The organism is Gammaproteobacteria bacterium, assembly GCA_013816845.1.
GTDB lineage: Bacteria > Pseudomonadota > Gammaproteobacteria > DSM-16500 > DSM-16500 > Aquicella.
The window spans coordinates 408,991-430,269 of record JACDDU010000002.1 but is presented as its reverse complement, the minus strand read 5'-3'; the positions used below and the strand labels follow the sequence as shown (position 1 = coordinate 430,269).

The 21,279-nt window shown below is 37.9% G+C and carries 12 protein-coding genes; 8 read left to right on the top strand and 4 right to left on the bottom strand.

The features are described 5' to 3' along the window. Positions 1 to 5: 5 nt before the first annotated feature. Positions 6 to 5,249, bottom strand: coding sequence for an AAA family ATPase (locus tag H0W64_05565; GenBank protein MBA3661171.1), 5,244 nt, complete (start codon positions 5,247 to 5,249; stop codon positions 6 to 8). A gap of 192 nt (positions 5,250 to 5,441) precedes the next feature. Next, on the bottom strand, positions 5,442 to 8,147 hold the full coding sequence (locus H0W64_05560; protein MBA3661170.1) for an ankyrin repeat domain-containing protein: 2,706 nt from the start codon (positions 8,145 to 8,147) through the stop codon (positions 5,442 to 5,444). A gap of 255 nt (positions 8,148 to 8,402) precedes the next feature. On the opposite strand from H0W64_05560, the gene H0W64_05555 reads away from it, so the two are divergent. Then, positions 8,403 to 8,759, top strand: a complete 357-nt coding sequence (locus tag H0W64_05555; protein MBA3661169.1) for a hypothetical protein — start codon at positions 8,403 to 8,405, stop codon at positions 8,757 to 8,759. 78 nt (positions 8,760 to 8,837) lie between these two features. On the opposite strand, the gene H0W64_05550 is transcribed toward H0W64_05555, so the two are convergent. Further along, a complete protein-coding gene (locus tag H0W64_05550) occupies positions 8,838 to 11,837 on the bottom strand; it encodes a glycoside hydrolase family 9 protein (GenBank protein ID MBA3661168.1) in 3,000 nt (999 codons plus the stop codon). A gap of 170 nt (positions 11,838 to 12,007) precedes the next feature. On the opposite strand from H0W64_05550, the gene H0W64_05545 reads away from it, so the two are divergent. The 6 genes from H0W64_05545 (at position 12,008) to H0W64_05520 (ending at position 18,945) form a co-directional block, all read left to right on the top strand. After that, positions 12,008 to 13,036 (top strand): linear amide C-N hydrolase, encoded by a 1,029-nt coding sequence (locus H0W64_05545; GenBank protein ID MBA3661167.1) that lies wholly within the window; start codon positions 12,008 to 12,010, stop codon positions 13,034 to 13,036. Positions 13,037 to 13,280: 244 nt separating this feature from the next. Beyond that, positions 13,281 to 15,101, top strand: a complete 1,821-nt coding sequence (locus H0W64_05540; GenBank protein MBA3661166.1) for a fatty acyl-AMP ligase — start codon at positions 13,281 to 13,283, stop codon at positions 15,099 to 15,101. Between the two features lie 13 nt (positions 15,102 to 15,114). Continuing rightward, positions 15,115 to 16,539 carry a cyclic nucleotide-binding domain-containing protein gene (locus tag H0W64_05535; GenBank protein ID MBA3661165.1) on the top strand — a complete coding sequence of 475 codons (1,425 nt, stop codon included), beginning with the start codon at positions 15,115 to 15,117 and terminating at the stop codon, positions 16,537 to 16,539. A 79-nt stretch (positions 16,540 to 16,618) separates the two neighbouring features. Beyond that, the gene (locus H0W64_05530) at positions 16,619 to 17,917 is read left to right on the top strand and encodes a cytochrome P450 (protein MBA3661164.1); all 1,299 of its coding nucleotides are present in this window, start codon (positions 16,619 to 16,621) and stop codon (positions 17,915 to 17,917) included. Between the two features lie 4 nt (positions 17,918 to 17,921). Continuing rightward, a complete protein-coding gene (locus tag H0W64_05525) occupies positions 17,922 to 18,344 on the top strand; it encodes an acyl-CoA thioesterase (GenBank protein ID MBA3661163.1) in 423 nt (140 codons plus the stop codon). Positions 18,345 to 18,528: 184 nt separating this feature from the next. Next, entirely contained in the window at positions 18,529 to 18,945 is a 417-nt protein-coding gene (locus H0W64_05520; GenBank protein ID MBA3661162.1) for a CBS domain-containing protein, read from the top strand. 45 nt (positions 18,946 to 18,990) lie between these two features. On the opposite strand, the gene birA is transcribed toward H0W64_05520, so the two are convergent. Next, a complete protein-coding gene (gene birA, locus H0W64_05515) occupies positions 18,991 to 19,977 on the bottom strand; it encodes a bifunctional biotin--[acetyl-CoA-carboxylase] ligase/biotin operon repressor BirA (protein MBA3661161.1) in 987 nt (328 codons plus the stop codon). A gap of 245 nt (positions 19,978 to 20,222) precedes the next feature. Between birA and H0W64_05510 the strand changes: the two genes are divergently transcribed. Continuing rightward, positions 20,223 to 21,278: a hypothetical protein gene (locus H0W64_05510; GenBank protein MBA3661160.1), complete on the top strand. Its 1,056-nt coding sequence runs from the start codon at positions 20,223 to 20,225 to the stop codon at positions 21,276 to 21,278. The last annotated feature ends 1 nt before the right edge of the window (position 21,279 follow it).

Here is a 21,279-nt window from a genome sequence, read left to right as displayed (position 1 = left end):
GACGCTTACTTATGCGTTAAAGTCGTCACACCGTCCCACTCTTCCGGTAACCCTCGTGCAATGTAATTCTGGCAACGCTTAATAAAATATTGGCTTACGCTGTCCTCGGGATAGAGTAATAAGCAAGCAGAAAATTTAAGCTCCGCTCCCGTTAAATCACCTTGAACATATGCCTCACGCGCCGATTGATACAACGCAATCAGTTCAGGAATAACTTCTGCAGGTGTATTAACTAAAACTTGCCAAACGGGTAAAATTTCAAGCTTCCCTTTTACTTTAACTTGATCAATCAAACGTAGTGGATAGGCCTTCGGATTATCTAAGCCTAAACGCGTGTGCTCACTTATTAAAATAGAAGTGCCGTATAATTGGTTTAAATCCATAATACGAGAAGCAGCATTAACTGCATCGCCAATAACTGACCCATCAATACGATGCTGACTCCCTAGCATTCCCAAAATCGTTTCACCCGTATTTACGCCAATTCGGGCCAGAATTTTACTCTCCTTTTGGACTAATTGCTGATGGTTATAATCAATCAGCGCTTGTTGAAGTAAAATCGCTGCACGCAAGGCATCATCAGCTGATTGAGGAAATAAAGCCATAATACCGTCGCCTAAATATTTATCGATGAAGCCGCCTTTATTGGCAATAATCGGTTCCATGTAACTCAAGTAAGTATTCATAAAGCTGAAAACTTCACCGGGTTGTAAACGCTCAGACATAGATGTAAATCCAGCAATATCCATAAATAAAATAGAGATGGATTTTTGTATAGAATCTCCTAACTTCACATCCATAACATTGCGTTTTTCTAAAAGATTTAAAAATTGTTGTGGTACAAATCGTTCAAATGAACTGTAAAGTCGAGCGTTTTCAATCGAAATGGCAATTTGCGCGGACATAGATTTTAATAATTCAATCCGGCTAGGCGTAAAAGCATCCATGGTCAATCGATTTTCAAAATAAAACACGCCTTGTAAAGCACCATGTTGGAGGATGGGCGAACATAAAATGGATTTTGGTTTGGATAAAATAATGTAAGAGTCACGACTAAATAACTGGTCTTTATCTACATTCGGGATAGAAACAATTTGTTTAGTACGTTTAACATAATCAATAATGGAGCTAGGAATATTTTCATACTCTGTATAAGGGATGGAGTTTAAAACACGGGCTTTCTTACCAACAAGGTATTCACCTTCGATAAAGAGTTCTTTATCACTTTCTAATAATAATACGCAACGATCAGCACCCATGTTTTCTATCATTATTTTAAGTGTTTTCTTCACCAACTTTTCTAACACGACTTCTTTTGAAATGACTTGAGAAATTTTTAAAATGGTACTTACATCTAAAGCTTGGCGTTGTGGCGCCGCAATGTCGTTCGCTATGATACTTAAAATCAAGTCAGGAAATAAATGTTCTAATTGTTGCAATTTCGGCTTACAACCCCAGCGTTGATACGCATAATACGCTTCTTGCATATAGAGTTTAGCTAATTTTTTATTTTTCTTGGCTAAATAAAATTTAGCAGCAAGCTCATTGGCTAAAGCTTCTTCCTGAACAAATTTATTTTTTTGGGCAAGCTCAATGGATTGGTCATAATAACTTATTGCATCTTCATCATGACCTTTTATACGCGCAAATTCAGCCGCCACCAAATAATATTTGCTTAAAAAATTATCAGGTGAATACTCTGACCATTTCTTTAGGCGCTTTAAATTATATTTAATTTTTTTCCAAGATGATTTTTTTTCTTTTGGTGATGCATCATTATATAAAGCCAAACGGTTTAAAGCACCGTACATATGGTACATAGCAAAAGAATACATACCGGTGAAATTATCAATTTGGACATGTTGTTCGTAGATAAGCGCTTTGGCATGGTGACCAAACAAATAATTGAAATAAAGTTTGAGAAAGTAATAAGCAGTAATTTGTAATTTATTTGCCGACCCAAAGTCAGTTAACCAAGTTTTCTCATCCATGTAAGAACCGGTAAAGTCAGTGGGATCGTCCTTAACATCATGGAGATTCTCTAACATCTGCAAAGTAAGTTGCATGGATGGAATAGGAATGTTTTGCTTAAAAGGAAGCACCGCTTCCAAAAATTGCTTTGTTTCTTCAATCGTTTCACTTAATTCATACCCACTCCAGAATTTAAAGAGGCAATAAAAAAAAGCGTTATAACCAACATAGGATATCTCACCTGTATCAAGAGAAATTTTATAAGATTCCAATAATAACGGCTCGCTTTTTCTTAGATGTCCAAACCAAGGTTGTAAAAAAGCGCCGGCAGTGAACAAAGTAATGCCTTTTTCCCGCTTGGCATGAAACCGGTCCGCTATCTGTAAAGCAACGGCACTAAACATTTTTGATTTTTTAAAATTACCGATGCGCCAAAAAATAAGTGTACACATCATATAGGCAACAGCACTGATCGCTGTGTTACCGTAGCGAATCGACAAGGTAACGGTCTTTAAAGAAACGTATGCTAAAAGTTCCACAGATTTCGATTGGGCTGAAGGCATAACCCTTACTAAAAGACGAAGAGCTTGCGCAATTTTTTCATTCTGAAGTGTGGGAAGGGAAACAATATCCTCTTCTGATTTATTAAATATTAAAAAATTAAGGTACAAAAGCTCTTTACTGATAGCAAAGGAAAGCATTTTTTTAGGCAGTTTCAATCCTAATTCACGTAATCCTAGACGTGCCGCATGAATTGCTTTAAAGCATTGATCCGTTTTAGTATAAGCATCTGTTTTAATTTCGTAAATTTTAGCTTTATCAAGTGCATTCGTTGCGCGCGCCAGGGCAACCTTCGCATACCGTTCCATCAATACTGTTTGATTGGTAATGTAGGCTATTTCTGCAGCTAACGTATAAAGTGACTGTGTCAATTTATAATGATTTTGCCAGGTGTGCTCAGGTAATAACGTAATTGCTTTTTTGAGATGCTTTAAACTTTGCGTAAATGCCACAGACTCTAAAGCTTTTTGTCCAGCAGAAAAATTTAAATTGGCAAGTTGCAATCTTTCCTCAGGCTTATTGAGCAAATCCATTGAAAAATTTAAATGATTAACAATTTCAAAAATTTTATTTTCTACAACTTGTGCTCTCGTCGTTTCCAACAAATAGTAACCAATTTTCTTATGAAAAATCTTTTTTTCATCTGTATCCATCGTCAAGTAAGTTGCTTGACGAATTCGATCATGAACAAATTGATAACACAATTGATATGAGGGATCTGACTTCTTAAATAAACTATCGTCGTAAGCTGTTGCATACCCTTCAAATAAGGCAGGCCAAAGCATTTCAGTTACACGCTCTTTACTTAAGTTCAAAATAGTTGATAAAGATTTAATATCAAAGGAATTACCTATACAAGATGCTAATTGCAATATTTTTTTAGTTTCTTCGGGCAATCGCGTTAATTTCTTAATCATGAGCTCAACAACATTCGTCGTTACGGGATGCGTGGTAATTCTCTCAATATCCCATTTCCAAGAATTGGTTGTTGAATCAAATTCAATAAAGCCTTCTTCATTTAAAAGCGACAAAAGTTGATTGAGAAAAAAGGGATTACCATCGGTTTTTTCATAACAAATCTTTGCCAATTGCTTCACTGAAATAATATTTTGATCTAACGTGTCCGCAATAAGATTTTCAACATTGGTTAGTGATAATGGCATAAGATTCAATGTTAAAATATTACGATAATCTTCTTGCAATTCAGTTAGGGCAAGTTTTAAGGGATGGTTATGCGTTACTTCATTATCACGATATGCACCAACAATCATTAAATAATGGATTTTTGATTTTAATAAGTGAGAAATTAATTGCAAAGAAGATGAGCTTGCCCACTGCATATCGTCAAGATAAATAACCAAAGGATGTTCTTTACGAGCAAATACTTGTATAAAATTTCTCATGACCCAGTAAAAATGTTTTTCAGCTTCTGCAGCTTCCATCGTAGAAGAAGCAGGTTGCTCGCCAATTATTAATTCAAGGGCAGGGATTAATTTGGTAATAACGCCAGCATTTTCACCCAATGCTTTTTGAAACTCGATTCGCCAACGGCTAATATTTTCTTCGGATTCCGTCAGTATTTGATTTATCAAATTCTCTAAAGCATTAATCAACGCACTGTAAGGCACATTTTGCTGAAATTCATCAAACTTACCGTTACAACTATATCCACGTTTAGCGATAACAGGTTTATGGAGTTCACTCATGAGGGTTGATTTTCCGACACCTGCATAACCGGTTACCAGCAGGAGCATAGAATCACCAGCACTCACTTGTTCATAGGATTTTAATAAGATTGCTAACTCTTTCTCACGACCATATAATTTTTTCGAAATACTAAAAGTACCTGAAGTATCTTCTAGCCCTAATTCAAAATGAGGAATTGTTTGTGTCTCTATCCATAACATTAAACATTTTTCTAAATCAGCTTTTAAGCCATGCGCACTTTGATAACGTTCTTCAGGAATTTTGGACATGAGCTTCAAAACAATTGCATCTAGCATTTCAGGAATATGAGGATTCAATTGTGAAAGCGGTATGGGTTTCTTTGCGATGTGTGCATGGACCATCCCTAAAGCATCGGGTGCTTTAAAAGGTAATCGTGAAACTAACATTTCATAAAAGGTAATGCCTAAGGAATAGAAGTCAGTTCGATAATCAATACTACGATTCATTCTTCCCGTTTGCTCAGGAGACATGTATGCGAGCGAACCTTCAAGCAAATCAGGATTAGTGACACCTTGTGTCTGGCGCGGCAATAACATCACTAAATCAAAATCAATTAATCTCGCGGTATGTCTTTCTAAATTTACAAGAATATTGTTAGGCTTAATATCTTTATGAATGATGCCACGTTCATGTAAATCGCCAATGGTTCTCGTAAGGATGATTGCCAATTCTAGAAATTCTTTAATGTTGAGTGGCTTTTTATGAATTAATCCACTCAACAACACATCCCCGCTGTCTTCTAGGATGAGTGCGGCTTGCTCACCATTTTGTATCAATTCTAGGGGCCTTGGAACATCATTACTGGGGAGTCTACACAGCAATTCATATTCATCTTGCAAAGACCGCAAATCAGTGACATTCGGATGGGGGGCCAGCAAAGTCTTGAATATAACAAGCTTATGATCATGACTGCGTTCCGCGCGATAGAGTGCAGTTTTCTCATCCTTCTTAATCATGTCAATCGAGGAAAATCCAGTTAATTCAACCACTTCAAACCCCTTCAATATCTTGCTCTATTTGAAGTATAGATGAGATAACGGGGGGTTTTAGGTGAAAGTGGGTTATTGACTATTTCTGCATCATAAAGGTTTTAAAAATAAATTATCTTTAAAATCATTAATTTAATGATTCCTCTCCCTTCGCCCTCCTTAACATAGTTAGCCCAACCGGGGATTGAGTTATTAGAGCGTGGGGATTTTACGGTATGGATTTCCACTATCACGATATGGATCTCCATTTGGCTCAAGCACGGCGGGTGAAAATAATCTTGCGGGTGCATGACTAAAATTAATAATTTCATACCGCTTGTTTTGCTCTGGTGCTTGATCTTCGCGGGCTCTCTTGTTGTTATGACAAATTTCATCTTGGGGTGAAACTAACTTATTATAAATTTCGAAAGTTTGAGCAAAAGAAATATTTTGATCCACACACACCTTTTTAATGGCAGCCCTTATAGAATGATGAAGCTCTAGGGTTCTTGTTTCGTAATCAAATCCATTGTAAAAATCCGCGATATTTTTTACATAATCATGAACTGATAAATCTTTCGACGCAGCATGCAGCCAAACAATAATATGATAATTAAGTTCCATTTGAGGAATGCCAATAAGATTAGCGAAATCTAAACACTGCCAATATAAGTCTTGATCTAGTTTACCCATCATTGTGTTGAAATGAATTTTGAAGCCGCTTTTAAAATTACGTGCTAATTGTCCTAATATTTTTATTTGATTGTCTTTTACTTGAAACATCATAGGGAGGATATCCGGGTTGCGTTTAACCAAATCCAAATAAAAATGTAACATTTCAATAAGGTTATCTACAGTAAGCTCGCCATTCTTTAAAAATTCTACAGCATGATAAAATAAATAACGGACAACATTGTTTATTTCTTTTTTTAATAAACGAAAATTTCTCAAATCCGTCTCTACCAATATCTCCTTCAATTCATCTGCGGTAGTGATAAATTTTTGAAAACTTGAATTGTTTAATAATAGGAATTCAACCGAAAAAAGTTTTTCTTTGGAATATTCGAAATCACACTTTACCATCAGCCAATCTAATAGACGTTCCATAGCTATTGAAATTTTGCCTTCACTCATAGCTTCTACTTCTTCCATGTCCACAAAATCTGTAATTGCTAATTGTGCCACCAAATCTTGAAATGCTTTTTCATCTAAAACAATTGTTTCGTTGAACTTAAAACCATTTTCTTTAAAAACTTCAAGGCAGTTATCTTTCAAATGATGAAATTCCCACACGATGCTATGCAAGGTTGGGTAATAGCCATGAGTTAAAAATAATTGCAATAATTCGGCATCATCATAACGAAGTGGTGATAAAATCACGCTATCTGCAATGGGGTGATTTCTTTGTCGGTAGCCGGCTAAAAGATATTCAACGATATGAACGTGATCAAAAGTTAAGGCGCAATCAAGTGGTGTCATATTATTCGTCGTTGTAATGAGTAATTCTGCGCCTTTGGCTATTAAAATTTTAACACTTTTAAGATCGCCACCTTGAGCTGCGAGATGGAGCAAACCTACACCTTCGCTATCTTGGGCCTTAGCATGCTCAGGCGAAATATTTTCAAGGGAGTATTTTGTAACCACCGGTTGCAAAAGCGCAATCAAATCTGGATCCTCTGGTCCCTGCAACTCTACAGTGAAAATAAATGGTTTTTTATCGTGAACACCTTTGAGACCATCATAAAAGTACAACCCCATCTCAGTATGTGGAACCGTCTCAAATATTTTCTGTGTTCTAACTTTCCACGCTTCTTTATGCCAAATAACTTCATAAGATTGTGCTAAATGGTAGAAAGTAATGTGTATGGCTTTTTCTAGCGCTGATTTATTTTGTATAAATAAATCAGCGAGGGACTGAAATAAATCGTTTAAATCACTGAGTTCAAACACCCCCGAAAAACAACCTAGCGTGGTCTCGATATGCAGGCGCTCCAATACTTTCTCCATCGATTGACTATCATGAACAGCTGTAAAAGGATCTCGGGTTTTTATGGGTAAGTTTTCAGGAAAATTGTTTCGATTCTTTACTTCGAGAAGCTTTTGCGGACACCAATACTTTTGACTGTTGACCTTATTCTGCCAATGATTAGAGTGGCAAGGGCGATTATAAACTTCCCCGATAGAAAAAAGGTTATCGGGAGAACAATTTTTAGCACTTAAAAACCGATTTTTAAAAGCAAGTAAGTCATTGGGAGTTGTTAATTCAGCTAAAATCATTGCAATAGTTCGAACTTTTTTCTCCCATGGATCGCAAATGATAGTATCTGGTTTCCATGACTCCGGATTCGATAAGTCAGACTTTGGATCTCGATTCAATATTAAAAAAACATGGTCTTCGGCTTTTAAATTGATGCGCTCAATTGAAACTGAATTTTGTAATGCTGGGAGTCCAGGTAAGCCTTCAGCGGGGTATTCCATTAATAAAAGTTGTGCAAAGGCACTTGTTTCACCACAATTGCCTACTTCCCACTTCAGGGCTTGTTTTGCCGTTTTTTCTAGGCTTTCAAGTGAAGTCCTTCCTTTAGACTTAGCACTTTTTGAACGGTGCGTCATCCTCTGGGCTTCCTTACTTAAATCATTAAGGCTATAAAAGTCCTGGTATGTTTCTATATAGTAATCGACCTTTTCCAAATCCTCGCGATTAACATCAGATGAAAGATCAAGTCGCCAGTTGAGCATTTCCTTTAAAAATTGTTTCTCCTTTGCATTTTGCGGTTCGCGACGCTCTAAAGAAACCCAAAGTTTACGATGTTTGAGTTGATTAAACCGATCCGGTAAATTGCCGCAATAGGGAATGATTGTCCGCGTTTGGGTTACTGCCCAATTTGCAATTTTTAGAATATCTTCAACAGAATTCATTACATCCCTCCGCTTTAAAGTGATCTCTATTGTAAAGCGTTAAGGTTAAGAGAATATTGGACCATCCACTTGGTAACTATTTGTATAATCAATAGAAAAAATTCAAAATTAACAATAAGCCTTAGGGTAATCTTAAGAAAGAACAAATGAGCCCTATTTCAGCCCACTTGAAAGAAACACAAGTATAATTAATTAAGGATAGACAGCGATTCAATTAGGATTTCTAATATTCGATCAACTCTATGGATGATAAATATGCGCAAATTTTTTTATCCCCTGTTTTTATTAACCTCCTTGGTTTTATGCGGAAGCGTAGCTCCAATTTATGCAGCTTCTGATTCCACTAATCTCTATCCCTTAACCGTAAAACCTAAGACTTACCGTTGCTATGGCACTGCCAATTATTATGATCCGGCGCCAAACAGTCCAGACTGGGAATGCGGTGGTTCGGGAAGCACCAATAATTCTTATCCGTGTCCCGGTAATTCTTTTGCAGGCGGCCTGAGAATGTATGTCGTCACCAGTCCTTTCTTCGCTAACCGATATTATTGTTACTTTCTATGCTGGACCATTAGAACCGGCCCTGAAATCTGTAAATGGGAAGATAATTGATTTCCATTTTGTGCAAATATCTATTTATGATTTAAAAAAAATCCCGTGCATCTCTGCACGGGATTTTTGCCTAAATGACTAACGACAAACGACACCCCCGATGGTCATCGATTGCAATGGATTTTCTCCTACTTTCATTGGATTTTTATTAAAGATAAAACCTGACAAACTCACAGGTAATTGGTTCGGCCAAATTTCACCTTTAAATTGACCCACATTTAAATTAAAGCTGGAAGAACTCATACCGAAATTACCCCAGAAATTTTGGACAAAATCATTTTTCAGGGTAAAGCTTCCATCCAACAATGTTCTGCCATTAGGCTCTTTTGGAAAGCCAGTCACTGTGAATTTCACTTCAAACGTATTCACTAAACCTTTCGCAGAACCCCAATCAGATTGTTGAGTAATTTTAGCATCGACAATGGAGCAAGACATGCCCGTATCATTATTATGATATTGATACGTTGCACTCACAATGCTAGCTTGATCCTTCGTAACGTTTACCTGGGCACGATTAAGTGTACTGGTGCAGTACCCTGCTTGGCCGCCACTTGCAGGAATCGACGATTGCGAAGTTAATTTCACTTGATGAGTACCCGTGGGGACGAGCACTGAAATTCCATCTTGCGCTACCGTGAAGGCCCGCCCCGTCGTTTCCTGATCCAGAAAAAGCGTGTCAGATGCATTATTACATTTAGGATCGGATTGTGCAGACGGTACAACTTGAATGGTTCCTTTTTCTACGGGTGGTGTCGGTCTAAACGTATAATTAGCAGTAAGCTGGCCGGGAACATTAGCCTGGTTTGCATTCAACCCGCCTTGGCAAGTTCCGCCTTCCACGGTAAGGGGATTTGCGGTGGAATTCAGACTAACATTGAAGGGTCCACCGAGAGGCATTGAATAAGAAAAAGGTGTCATGCCAATCGTAAAAACCGGACTATCATTTTGTCCAATCACTAAAGTATCTTTTGCTCCCAAACATGGTTGCGGTAGGTTCGCAGCAAAATTTAACTTCAAAATACCTTGCGGTTGGCTCACAGGTTCATTGCCAAATAATAATTTATCACTGCCCTCAATGACGTCATAAATAGGAACATACCGCGCAACTTTTAGATTATTTTGCGACCCTAAACCCTGATAAGACCAATCTTTGGTGTAATCATGAGCCCATGAAAATTGGAATTGCAGCTGCGTTTCTTTCGACGAAATTGCACGCTCATCGCCTCCTGGATAAATCGGAATATCTTTAAACCATACTTCAATATAGTAAATTTGTTTTTCAGCATCATAAAGTTTTAACGTTGAAATGACAGCGCGAGGATCCGTGCTAAAGGTCTGTACCTTAACCGTCCCATTTGCTGGTTTATCTGATAAATTAACGAAATATTTAATTTTAAGATTACGAGTGACCCGCGCCGGCCAGGCACTGTGATTGGTTGCAAGTAATAACACTTGCACCGTGGCTTGATTATTATCAATTCGACCTGATTGCACTGAGCCATTAACAAAAATTTCATCGGTGGGTGGCTTTTCTAAAGCACGGGTTGGCGGGAATTGATCATTAGGTAAAGGCGTTCCACCATATTCACCATACAGTGCAGCAAGTGCACCGACAAATCCGGCATTATAATCTAAAGCAATCTCATTACCGATATAATCACTACGATCATCTTCATACGTATCATTTGTATCTTTTGGGCCACCAACTAGCGCACCATAGGCAATGTGACGATTGTCTTCTCGTAAACCAACATCATTATTTCCACCCCAACGTCCCTGTGCTGTTGCATGATGCGATCGACGTGGATATTTTGTCCCGAATCCTTCTTCATAGCTAAAGCCTTTGCTGTTGTTACCTAATAAATAATCAATTTGATTTTTTGCAAAAGTGTCATACGTATTGGTGGCAAAATAAGCGTCATAAATCAGTGCACCGAAAGCAGTCGTTGCGGCATAACGCGCATTACCCCAAGGTGACAATGCTGTTGAGATCGCCAAACCATCCCGTGAAAAGACATGGCCGTCGGTGCCCCGTGACCAGGCATTTAACCAACCTTCAGCTGAAGCTTTTGCCGATGCTTTGACAGGATCAGTATCGGGTAAAAATTTGGCAAGCAAAAGGTATGTACCATAAGATTTATCATCCCAAGAGAGCGTAGCAACTTTGTTGCCTAAGGGTACGAATTGTTTTGCGGTATTTAAATAACTGACATCTTGAGTACCACGATAAAGCCAGACTGCCGCCCAACTCACTTCATCATTGTAACCACTCCAAGAATTATAAAAACTGCTAATATCTGCCTTTTTCCAACTGCCGCCTGCTCTTCTACCTAAATTATCTGAATATTTACCCTTGGTTGGCACATTAACTAATGTTTGATAAATACTTTTAGCAGCTGCTAATAATTGTCCCGCGTAAATTGGATCCGTCGCTTGAAAAGCCAGGGAGGTCGCAGTAAGTGCCGCTACCGTTTCGCCTGCGAGATCGGTTCCCGGATGCGCCTGATCCACATAAAAAGCAAAGCGTCGCAAATTCTTATCGATGGAGGCTTGATCAATCACTTCGAATGGCATCCATAAATTACTATGCTCAGCTTGCACACTGTCCGGACTGACTTGGCCATATAGACGCTGATTTTTGGTATCCCATGATTTTAATAAGTAGTTAGCAGCCCAGCGAAGATTCGCAAGCATAGGTTTCAATTGATTACTTTTCTCAAACGCCCCGCGAAATTCGATAACACTCCAAGCCAGCAAAGTGGTTGATGCAGCCATTGGGAAATTAAATTTTACATTATCACCTGCATCAGCAAATCCACCCCCGAGATCGACAACGCCTTCTTCATTGGGTAAAGCATAATCCTGTAAAAAGGAGTCGCCTCGCCAATAAACGCGGTTGGCAAGATCACCTGTCCCTTCTGAAACTTTTCCTAACCGTTGAATATCGTAAAAGAAAATAGCTTTTTGCAAGGCTTCGCCATAATTAAAAGTTGCAGCGATAGCAGATGAAATGGGATTGAGTGCGAATACTGCTGTGGCAAGTGTCACAGACAGCTTACTCTTGCACGGAATTTTCATAAGACATCTCCATTTTTTAAAATTGATCTTCCCTAAAATAGCTTTTTATTTTGTCCTTATTTAGGAAGGGCATCAAGAAAAACAGCCCAAGCTGAACCTTGATTTCCCTCGCCTGCGTTCGAGGGTTACAATAACCACACCCCTCTTTTATTGTGAGAAGGATCTCCTTTATGCTTGCTAAGAGAACATTTCGTACGAAATTGTATTTAATTGGGATGATTATTGCCTTAGCTCCTCAAATCCATTACGCCTGCACGATGATATTTTGGAATGATAATACGCAAGCCAAAGTCGCAGCTCGCTCGACGGATTTGTATGTTTCTGACATGCCTTTACTCTTTGTGCAACCACGAGGAATCGAACGCGATGGCGAGGGCGGGGAAAATTCCCTCAAATGGAAATCAAAATATGGCAGCGTCGTCATTACAGCTTTTCATACGACAACTGTTTCTGATGGCATGAATGAACATGGCCTTATTGCCCATTTACTTTACTTGCAAAAAACAGATTACGGTAAGCGGGATGAAAAAAGACCAGCGCTCGGCAATGGCTTGTGGGCGCAATACATGCTTGATAACTTTAAAACTGTTGATGAAGCGCTCGCGGCTTCAAAAAATTTGCAAATTGTTTCTATGAAAGTGCACGATAAAGAATGGCCATTGCATTTGGCCATCGAGGACGCGCAGGGTAATTCAGCAATGATTGAATTTATTAATGGCGAAATGAAGGTTTATCAAGGTCAACAATATCATGTTTTAACCAATGAACCCGCATATAGTATTCAATTAAAAAACCTTAAACGATATAAGTTATTTGGCGGCACATTACCTTTGCCAGGCGATGTCGATCCTCTAAGTCGATTTGTGCGCGCCTCTTCCTTCCTCAAAACGCTTCCTGCGCCAAAAAATTATATTGAAGCTATTGCAGGCGCTCTTTCTGTGATGCGCACCGTAATGGTCCCCTTTGGCGCTGAAGATACATCAGGTAGTAAACTAGAGGATTCTTGGCCCACCCGATGGATCTCACTTGCTGATACTACTAATCGTATTTATTTCTTTAGTGCAACGACTGCCCCAAACATTATTTGGGTTGATTACAAGAACCTCAATTTTGCAGAAGGCGCCCCTCTCTTGGCCTTAGATCCAGCTGACCCGCTTCTCATTGGCGAGGTAACCCGAAACCTTAAAAAACCAGTGTAGGAATGAGAGGGTCATATCGATTACTAGGCTCCTCTTAAGGACGATGAGCCTAGTTTTCACGCTGTTCAACCTTGCTAGAATAAGAAGGGCAACTGAACCTTTTACCCGTCCAAGAGATAATGTATTCTAATGGCCATAGATTACCCATCATTAAGTCTTTGATTATTCTATTATCCCTGCTAAAAAAGCCGTTCACTCCCAAAATTAAGTATTAAAGGGTACCCTTCACTCAATCGAGGGCCAAGTGCATTATATTCATCCTAAAACAAAAAAATACTGCACTTCGCTTATTGATGTATTGGAAACGTGCGCCGATTTTCAACCTGATACTTTAGCTTTTCGATTTTTACTCGATAAAGGTAGAAATCCTAAGAGTTTGACTTACCGTAATCTCGATCAACGTGCCAGAGCCATTGCTGCTTTGTTGCAGGAACGTAAAGTTAAAAAAGGTGATCGGGTCATTTTATTATATCCACCCGGTCTCGAACTCATTGAAGCGTTCCATGGTTGTATTTATGCAGGCGCTATTGCCGTCTTAGTCTATCCGCCCGCTAATCCTAAATTAGTGGAGCGTCTCCAAGCGATTATCGAAAATGCTGGCGCAAAAATCTTATTATCAACTGACGACATTATTAAAAAATTTCGACAATTAAAATGGTTGAAATTCATAACACATTTACCCTTATTAAAACACTTTACGCAGCCTTACTTTGCCAAACAAATTCCTTTTACCCGTTGGGATTTCGAAAAATTAACACTTGTCACTACCAATGACATCGCTTTGGAAACAGCAAGAGATTGGCATCCTGTAGCAATCGCAGCCGATCATCTCGCTTTTTTACAATACACTTCCGGCTCAACAGGCATACCAAAAGGCGTCATGATTAGCCATAAAAATTTATTGCACAACTTAAGCATCACGCGCGAAGCTTTTGGACTTACTGATGAAAGTATTGTGGTAAGTTGGTTACCGCCCTATCATGATATGGGTTTAATTGGAGGTATTTTGCAACCGCTTTTTTCAGGCATACCTTGCACGCTTATGTCACCTTTCCATTTTCTTCATAAACCTGTTGAATGGTTAAAAGCAATTTCTGATTTCAAAGGGATCGTCAGTGGGGGTCCTAATTTTGCTTATCGATATTGTGCTGAAAAAATTTCTGAACCTGATAAAGAAGAGCTTGATTTACGATCTTGGTCATTGGCATTTAATGGTGCAGAACCCATCCATGCTGAAACGTTAGAAAAATTTTATCGTGCTTTTGCAGTTTGCGGTTTTAAAAAGAAAGCATTTTATTGTTGCTATGGCTTAGCAGAAGCCACCCTTTTTGTCAGTGGTAATATGCCAGAGCAAGGCTACAAAGTTATTTATGTCGATAATGATGCGCTAAATAAACATAAGGTGATCATCGTCGACCAACATGATACCCATTCAAAATCATTAGTGAGCAGTGGCTATGTGTTTCAAGAGGTACGTATCGTTAATCCACACACGCGAAAAGAATGTGAAGATTTTGAGGTAGGGGAAATTTGGATTCATAGTGCGAGTGTAGCGCAAGGATATTGGCAACTTTCAGAAGCAACGCAAGCGACTTTTCATGTCCATATTCAAGGTGATGAAAGTCACAAACCCTATTTACGCACAGGCGATTTAGGTTTTATTTATAAAGATAATTTATATATTTCGGGTCGGTTAAAAGATCTCATCATTGTTCATGGTGTTAATCATTATCCTCAAGACATTGAGCATTCTGTCAATGAATCACATCAAAGTATTCGCATCGGGCAATCGGCAGCATTTAGTATTGAAATGGATGAAGAAGAACACTTAGGAATTGTCTGTGAAGTTCAACCCGACGTAGACGAAAAGACTTATCCAGCGATTTTTTCTGCGATTCAACGCGCAGTCGCTAAAAATAATCGGTTATCAACTAACATCATCGCTTTGCTCCCCGCCAAATCTTTGCCGAAAACAACAAGTGGCAAAGTTAAACGTGGGTTGTGTCGTGATTCATTATTAGACGGTACCTTGGTTACTTTAGCCATTTGGAAATTAGCTAAATAGGAGCATCATACTTGTGCAGGATGCATTTTTAAAATTTAAATACTTCATTAACAATCTGTCTTGGAAAGTTGGATCTGCATTTAATCGAAAAAGATTAGCGTCAATTGAAAAACTTTTGCAACACACCCACTTGTTCGATCATTTGGATCATACTAACTTAAAAAAATTAGTGAGATTGATGCGGCCCCTTCGTTTTCCAAAAGATACGCTTTTAATAAAAGAAGGCGAAATTGGCCACAGTTGTTACATCCTTATGCAAGGATCGCTTCGTGTCTTTACGCATAGGAATGAAGGAGAAGAAATTGATTTAGCACAACTGGAAGAAGGACAATATGTAGGTGAACAAGCCTTAATAAACGAAACCGGTGAACGACAAGCAAGCGTTCAAGCTTTGACTGACGTAATAGTACTAGAAGTTTCGCGACAATTATTTTCTCAATTTCTCGACAATAAAACCTTAGCTCACTTAAAAAAAATTGGCAAAGATCAATTTTTTGCTCGGATGAGTGCGCAGCATCACATTTATCAATCGATAGAAAAATTATTTCGTAACGATACAACTTTACAACCTCGGTATTTTAAAAATGGGGCGGTTATTTTTAAACAAGGTGAAGTCTCAGACGCAGTTTATTTTATTCAATTAGGAACAGTTGAAATTAGTATTAAAAGTCCGGGACAAACTTCGCAAGTGATCCAACTGAATGCCGGTCATCTTTTCGGAGAACTTGGAGTAATCACTAAAACAAGACGGGCTGGGACTGCTAAAGCGATGGGGTCGGTTGAAGTTTTGAAAATGCCAGCAGAACGTTTTGAAGAAATATATGCAGATTCGCAAGCTATTCGGGAATTGACGCAAGCCCAGATTAGTGTTTATCCCCTTCGCTCACATGGAATCATGATGCAATATTTAGGGCAAGTAGGAGGAATGGAAGCCATTTGCGCTATTTTTAAATTACAAGATGGCAGCGTAGCAACTGCATCTCGGGCTATTAATCACGACATTTTTGCTATTTCAAAATCGGATTTGCCCAAATCAGTGCTTAATCAAACCCAGACCTTAAGCTACGAAGGCGATAATCGGGTTAGTCGTAAAATAACTTTTTATCAAGGACGCTGTCTCAATTGTTTCAGTGAGGGAAGTTGGGAAGAACTGGGCAAAGTTTGTCGACGATTATTAGATGGAACAGCATTTAATGAGGAAGAAATTAATCATTTTACGGCGTCAGGACTGTTTTGGCCCCCGTCCCCATTGCCTGAAGGCAACAATCAAGAAATAATTTGTGAATGTATGCAAGTTACACGGGGTGAACTTAAGCAAGCTATTCAATCAGGTTTGACAAACTTTAACGCTCTTAGCGATAAAACAGCAGCTGGAACGGTATGCGGCAGTTGTCAGCCTAAGATACTTAAGTTATTAAACCTTAATAATGCAAAGTAGAACGGATGATGGGCACCACCTTCTGTATGCATTGAACAAAGTATCTATAATTTCAGGCAAGCCCTTTTTAAGGATTGATATGAAAGAAATGCCACATGCTAATATTTCACCCAGAGAAGTCCTTAGGGGCTTTAAACAGGACCGATTAGGTTTTATCCAAAAACTTATCAATCAATATGGATCCGTTTTTTCATTATCACTTAAACCGCATAAAGCCATTATAATGATGAACCCAGATATGATTAATCATATCCTTTCGAGTCATAAAGATAATTATATTAAAGGTACGCATGTGCAAGGCTCCTCATTTCATTTTTTGAAAGCTGCACTCGGTGACAGCATCTTTATAACTGACGACAAGGCACTCTGGGCTAAACATCGTCGCATTGTGATGCCTCATTTACAGCGTAGTAAATATAATGAATATGCAAAAGCTATTATCAGCAATGGTAATGAGATGATTACGCGGTGGCAAAACACACAAGAAACCCGTATTAACATATCGGAAGCTATTCCTGAACTGACGTTGCGTAATTTACTTAATTCCATCTTTAATGAAAAAAATTTTGATTTTGATACTTTATTAGAATTTACTTATTTAATGAAAGCGAATGATCGGCATAAGTCTTTTAAAACGCTTATTACTATTTTTGACAAACTCGTTTCTGATTTTATCTTGCGACGAATGAATCAACTGACTAGTAAAGATGACTTAGTCAATTCTTTCACTGAAGCTTATCAAAATGAACAAGAGCAATCGATTGTCTTTAATCTCATACGAAACGAATTAAAAGGTTTGTTAATTGCAGGACATGAAACGATTGCAGGTTCCATCATCTGGAGTTGTTATTTGCTCGCTCAAGATCCTGAGGCGCAATTGAAAATTAAAACTGAATTTGATGCAATCTCAGCGCAACATAGGCCGACCTATGATGATATCGCAAAGTTAACTTTTACATCGACTGTATTTAAAGAATCCTTACGTCTCTATCCACCCATTTATGTGATTTCACGGGTTGCAGTAGCTGATGATCATTGCGATGGGTTTATAATTCCCAAAGATGCCATTGTAATGATTCCTATTTTTCAACTTCAACGAGCTGAAGAGTATTGGGATCAACCCGAAAAATTTAAACCCGAACGTTTTTCTAATGTCCCCTTTCCAGAAGAAACCTATCCCGCTTACATGCCCTTTGGCGTGGGGCAACGTGCTTGTATTGGTCGTGAATATGCAGCTATGGAGGCGTGCTTAACCTTAGGGATGATCTTTTCAACTTTCCAATTTTCACTTCCTCATGATTATCAGTTAGCATTAAATGCGGAGAATTCACTTTGGCCTAAATCCCCTTTACAATTAATTATTCAAAAAAAATGGTAACACTATGGAAAAAAAGCTTTTAGCAACACCGCAACCTGTCTTTCAAACAGAAATTCCTGTCCAGATTTCTCACATTAACTATGGCAATCATGTTGGTTTTGATGCCATGGTTAGCTTATTGCACGAAGCACAAGTTCAATTTTTAAAAAACTATCATTACCAAGAAATTGATATAGAAGGACGTTTTTTAGTCGTACAAAAAATTGAGGTGCTTTATAAACGTGAAGCATTTTACGGGGATGACCTGACTTTCGTCATCGGTATTGGTGATATCACTAAGGTAAAGCTGGAATTACAATATCTGGTTAAAAATACAAAACAAGAAGAAGTTTGTCGCGCTGAAATCACCGTCGTTTTTATTGATCAGGCTTCAAGGCGCGTCGTATCACCACCTGCTTTTTTTCAAACGCTTAAAGAAAAAAATTAAATTAACGTTTGTTACCTGTTTCAATATTTTGAAAATTATAATATTTGCGTCTTTGGTGCGAAATCAAGCTTAAAGGATACGCTTTTATTAACTAATCAATAAGTTAACTCAAAAAAACGGACACAACCTTTTCCATGGTAAAATATAACAATAATCCAGGGAATTTATGAATAGGAGGTTAATTATGTTAGCCAAAGAAATAATGTCTAAAAAACCTGAGTTTCTCCCCCCCACGGCATCGCTCAAAGATGCAGCCTTAAGAATGAAAGCACAAGATTATGGTTTCATTCCCGTGGGTGAAAATGATCGCTTAGTTGGCGCAGTTACTGATCGTGACATTATTATTCGGGGCGTTGCCGAAGGTAAAGATCCCAATAAAACCCAAGTCGGGGAAGTGATGACGCAAGAAATTCACTATTGCTTCGAAGATGATGCTCTAGAAAAAATCGTCGACCAAATGGAAACCTTACAAATCCGACGTTTAGTCGTTTTAAATAAAGATAAACGGTTAGTGGGAATCATTTCACTTGGGGACATTGCAACGAAGTCTAAGAATTTGAAATTATCAGGTGAGCTTGCAGAAGCAGTCTCTCAAGATTGAAGAATCATGAGGCGTTGCCTCATGATTCTCTGATGTTAATCCTTTTCAAGCATAAGTCGTCTTAATCAGGGAGGTGTCGCCTGCGGAATAGGTTTGTAAGGTTCCATCAACGGATTCCATAATTAAATGTCCCTGCTTATCAATACCTTTTACATGCCCTTTAATTGTTTGATGCATATAATTTAAAGTCACATCTTTATTACGGAGATAATCAACTGCATGCCAAGCAGGCATAAAATCCGTAAAACCAATTTGTTCGAAATGTTTTAAATGAGCAAAAAGTTGCGTAATTAGTCGAGCAGCTAGTAGATTACGATCAATATATTGTCCTGTGATGGCTTTTAAAGAGGTCCAGGGTTGCTCAATACATTGGCCTTCCTTTTCGGACATATTAACATTCAATCCGATACCGATAATAACATGACAAGCACCATGAGCTTCAGCTTGAAGTTCTATGAGAATTCCCGCTAATTTTCTTCCTTCATATAAAATATCATTGGGCCATTTAACTTGATTGGCGTATGGCAAATGTAGAAATTTTAATGACTCAACAATCGCTAAACTAACCACTAAACTTAAGCCCGCCATTTCACTTAAATCTCGTTTGAAAGGATATAAACAAGAAAAATAAATGTTTTCACCGAAGGGAGAATGCCAATGCCGATGGAGTCTACCTTTGCCAGCTGTTTGAACTTCTGCTAAACAAATTTTTGGACTGGTATGATTAAAAAAATTTCTTAAATAATTATTAGTTGAATCAAGTGTTTCAAAAATTTCAATATCAACTTTTTCGGAGATATTTTTTTTAATTATTTTTTTATTCAGTAATTGCAGCGGCTCGGCTAAAGCATAACCTCTTCCCTTCAAAGATTGAACGGAGACCCCATAATGTTGAAGTTTTTTAATTAATTTCCAAACTGCACTCCGAGTCATCTTCAACTCACGACCCATCGTTGTACCATCATGAAATTGGCCATCATTTAAAAGATGAACTAACGCAACCAAATGATTATTAAGTTTAAGCGCTTTCATGGATTTCCATTAACTGGACCGAACTAATTGATAGAGAAGAATAGCATTTGAAAAGAAGTCTGAAAAGAAAGATTTAAGCTATTTTTAAGCTATTTTAAAAATATAAATATAAAGAGGAACATATAAATACTTGCAGGCTAGGTGCCCATAACATGGCCTTAAGTTAGTTGGGTTAAAATATGACTTTGTAAAATAGATCCGATAGTGATTTTAAGTTGAATAGCTGAAAATGAAAGGTACTTAATATGCAAGCTCGTAATAATTTTAGACCCACCCGTGAAGATCGCAATTTCGATGAAATTGATAATCAAACTATTACTGGAAGAAAATATAAATTTGATTTCATTCGTGATCCTTCAGGGACCCATCCCCTTCGTATTAAAGTGACCTCAATGCGGGGAATACAAGGAAAAGGGTTGAAGGCTGTATTAAACAAACAGTTGCGAGATTCATATGAATCTGTAAAACCGTTTACTGTATCATTTTACGATAATGAAGTGTTTTTAGTTTGTTTGCAGAATGTAAAACTTCGAGCGATTGATTTCTTCGATTTTATAAATAATCTCAGTAACGGGAGCTCTATTTGCAATCCACCTTCGAAATTATCCATAGATTGGAATAAAATTACCTATAACATAATAACCAATGGGGAGCATATTGAAGGTAATACAGTTAATACAGTTATGGAAGTTAAATATGCCAATCAAGTTTCAAAAGAGGAAATAGGGAAGATAAGAAATAATATATATCAATACTTGTATGCAAAAATGGAAAAAGGACGGGTGATAAAAAAATGGGAATGCAAGTCACGACTTGGAGTTGACAAAATAGATTTTACATTTGTAAATGAGCTCACTGATGCCATTGATCGGCACATGCAAAATTACTTAAAACAAAAAAGAGGTAATCAAAATAATAATACGCTGCCAACAAAAACCTTGAGTAAAACTACTGATTTGCCAATCGTAAATGAAAATAGTGAGATATTTTCACAATCCAGCACAGCACAAATTTTTAAAGTAACAGCGCCTACGGTTTCCAATCATTCAGCAATATCTAAGTCTCATAATCGAATTGATCATTTAAACGTAGCGCCAACTACAGTGATTTTACCGCGAGCGAATGACACTCGTGCTCCTCACTCAAACCTAAACGTTGAAGATGATCCTTTTAACCAAGTTCTACCCAATTACTTGGTGTTCGGCTGTTTTAAGCTAAATTTCGATAATTCAAACAATTACACCATAACAGTAGAGGAAAACCAAAACCTAGAGCCTACAATAGGTAATCGAATAACCTAAT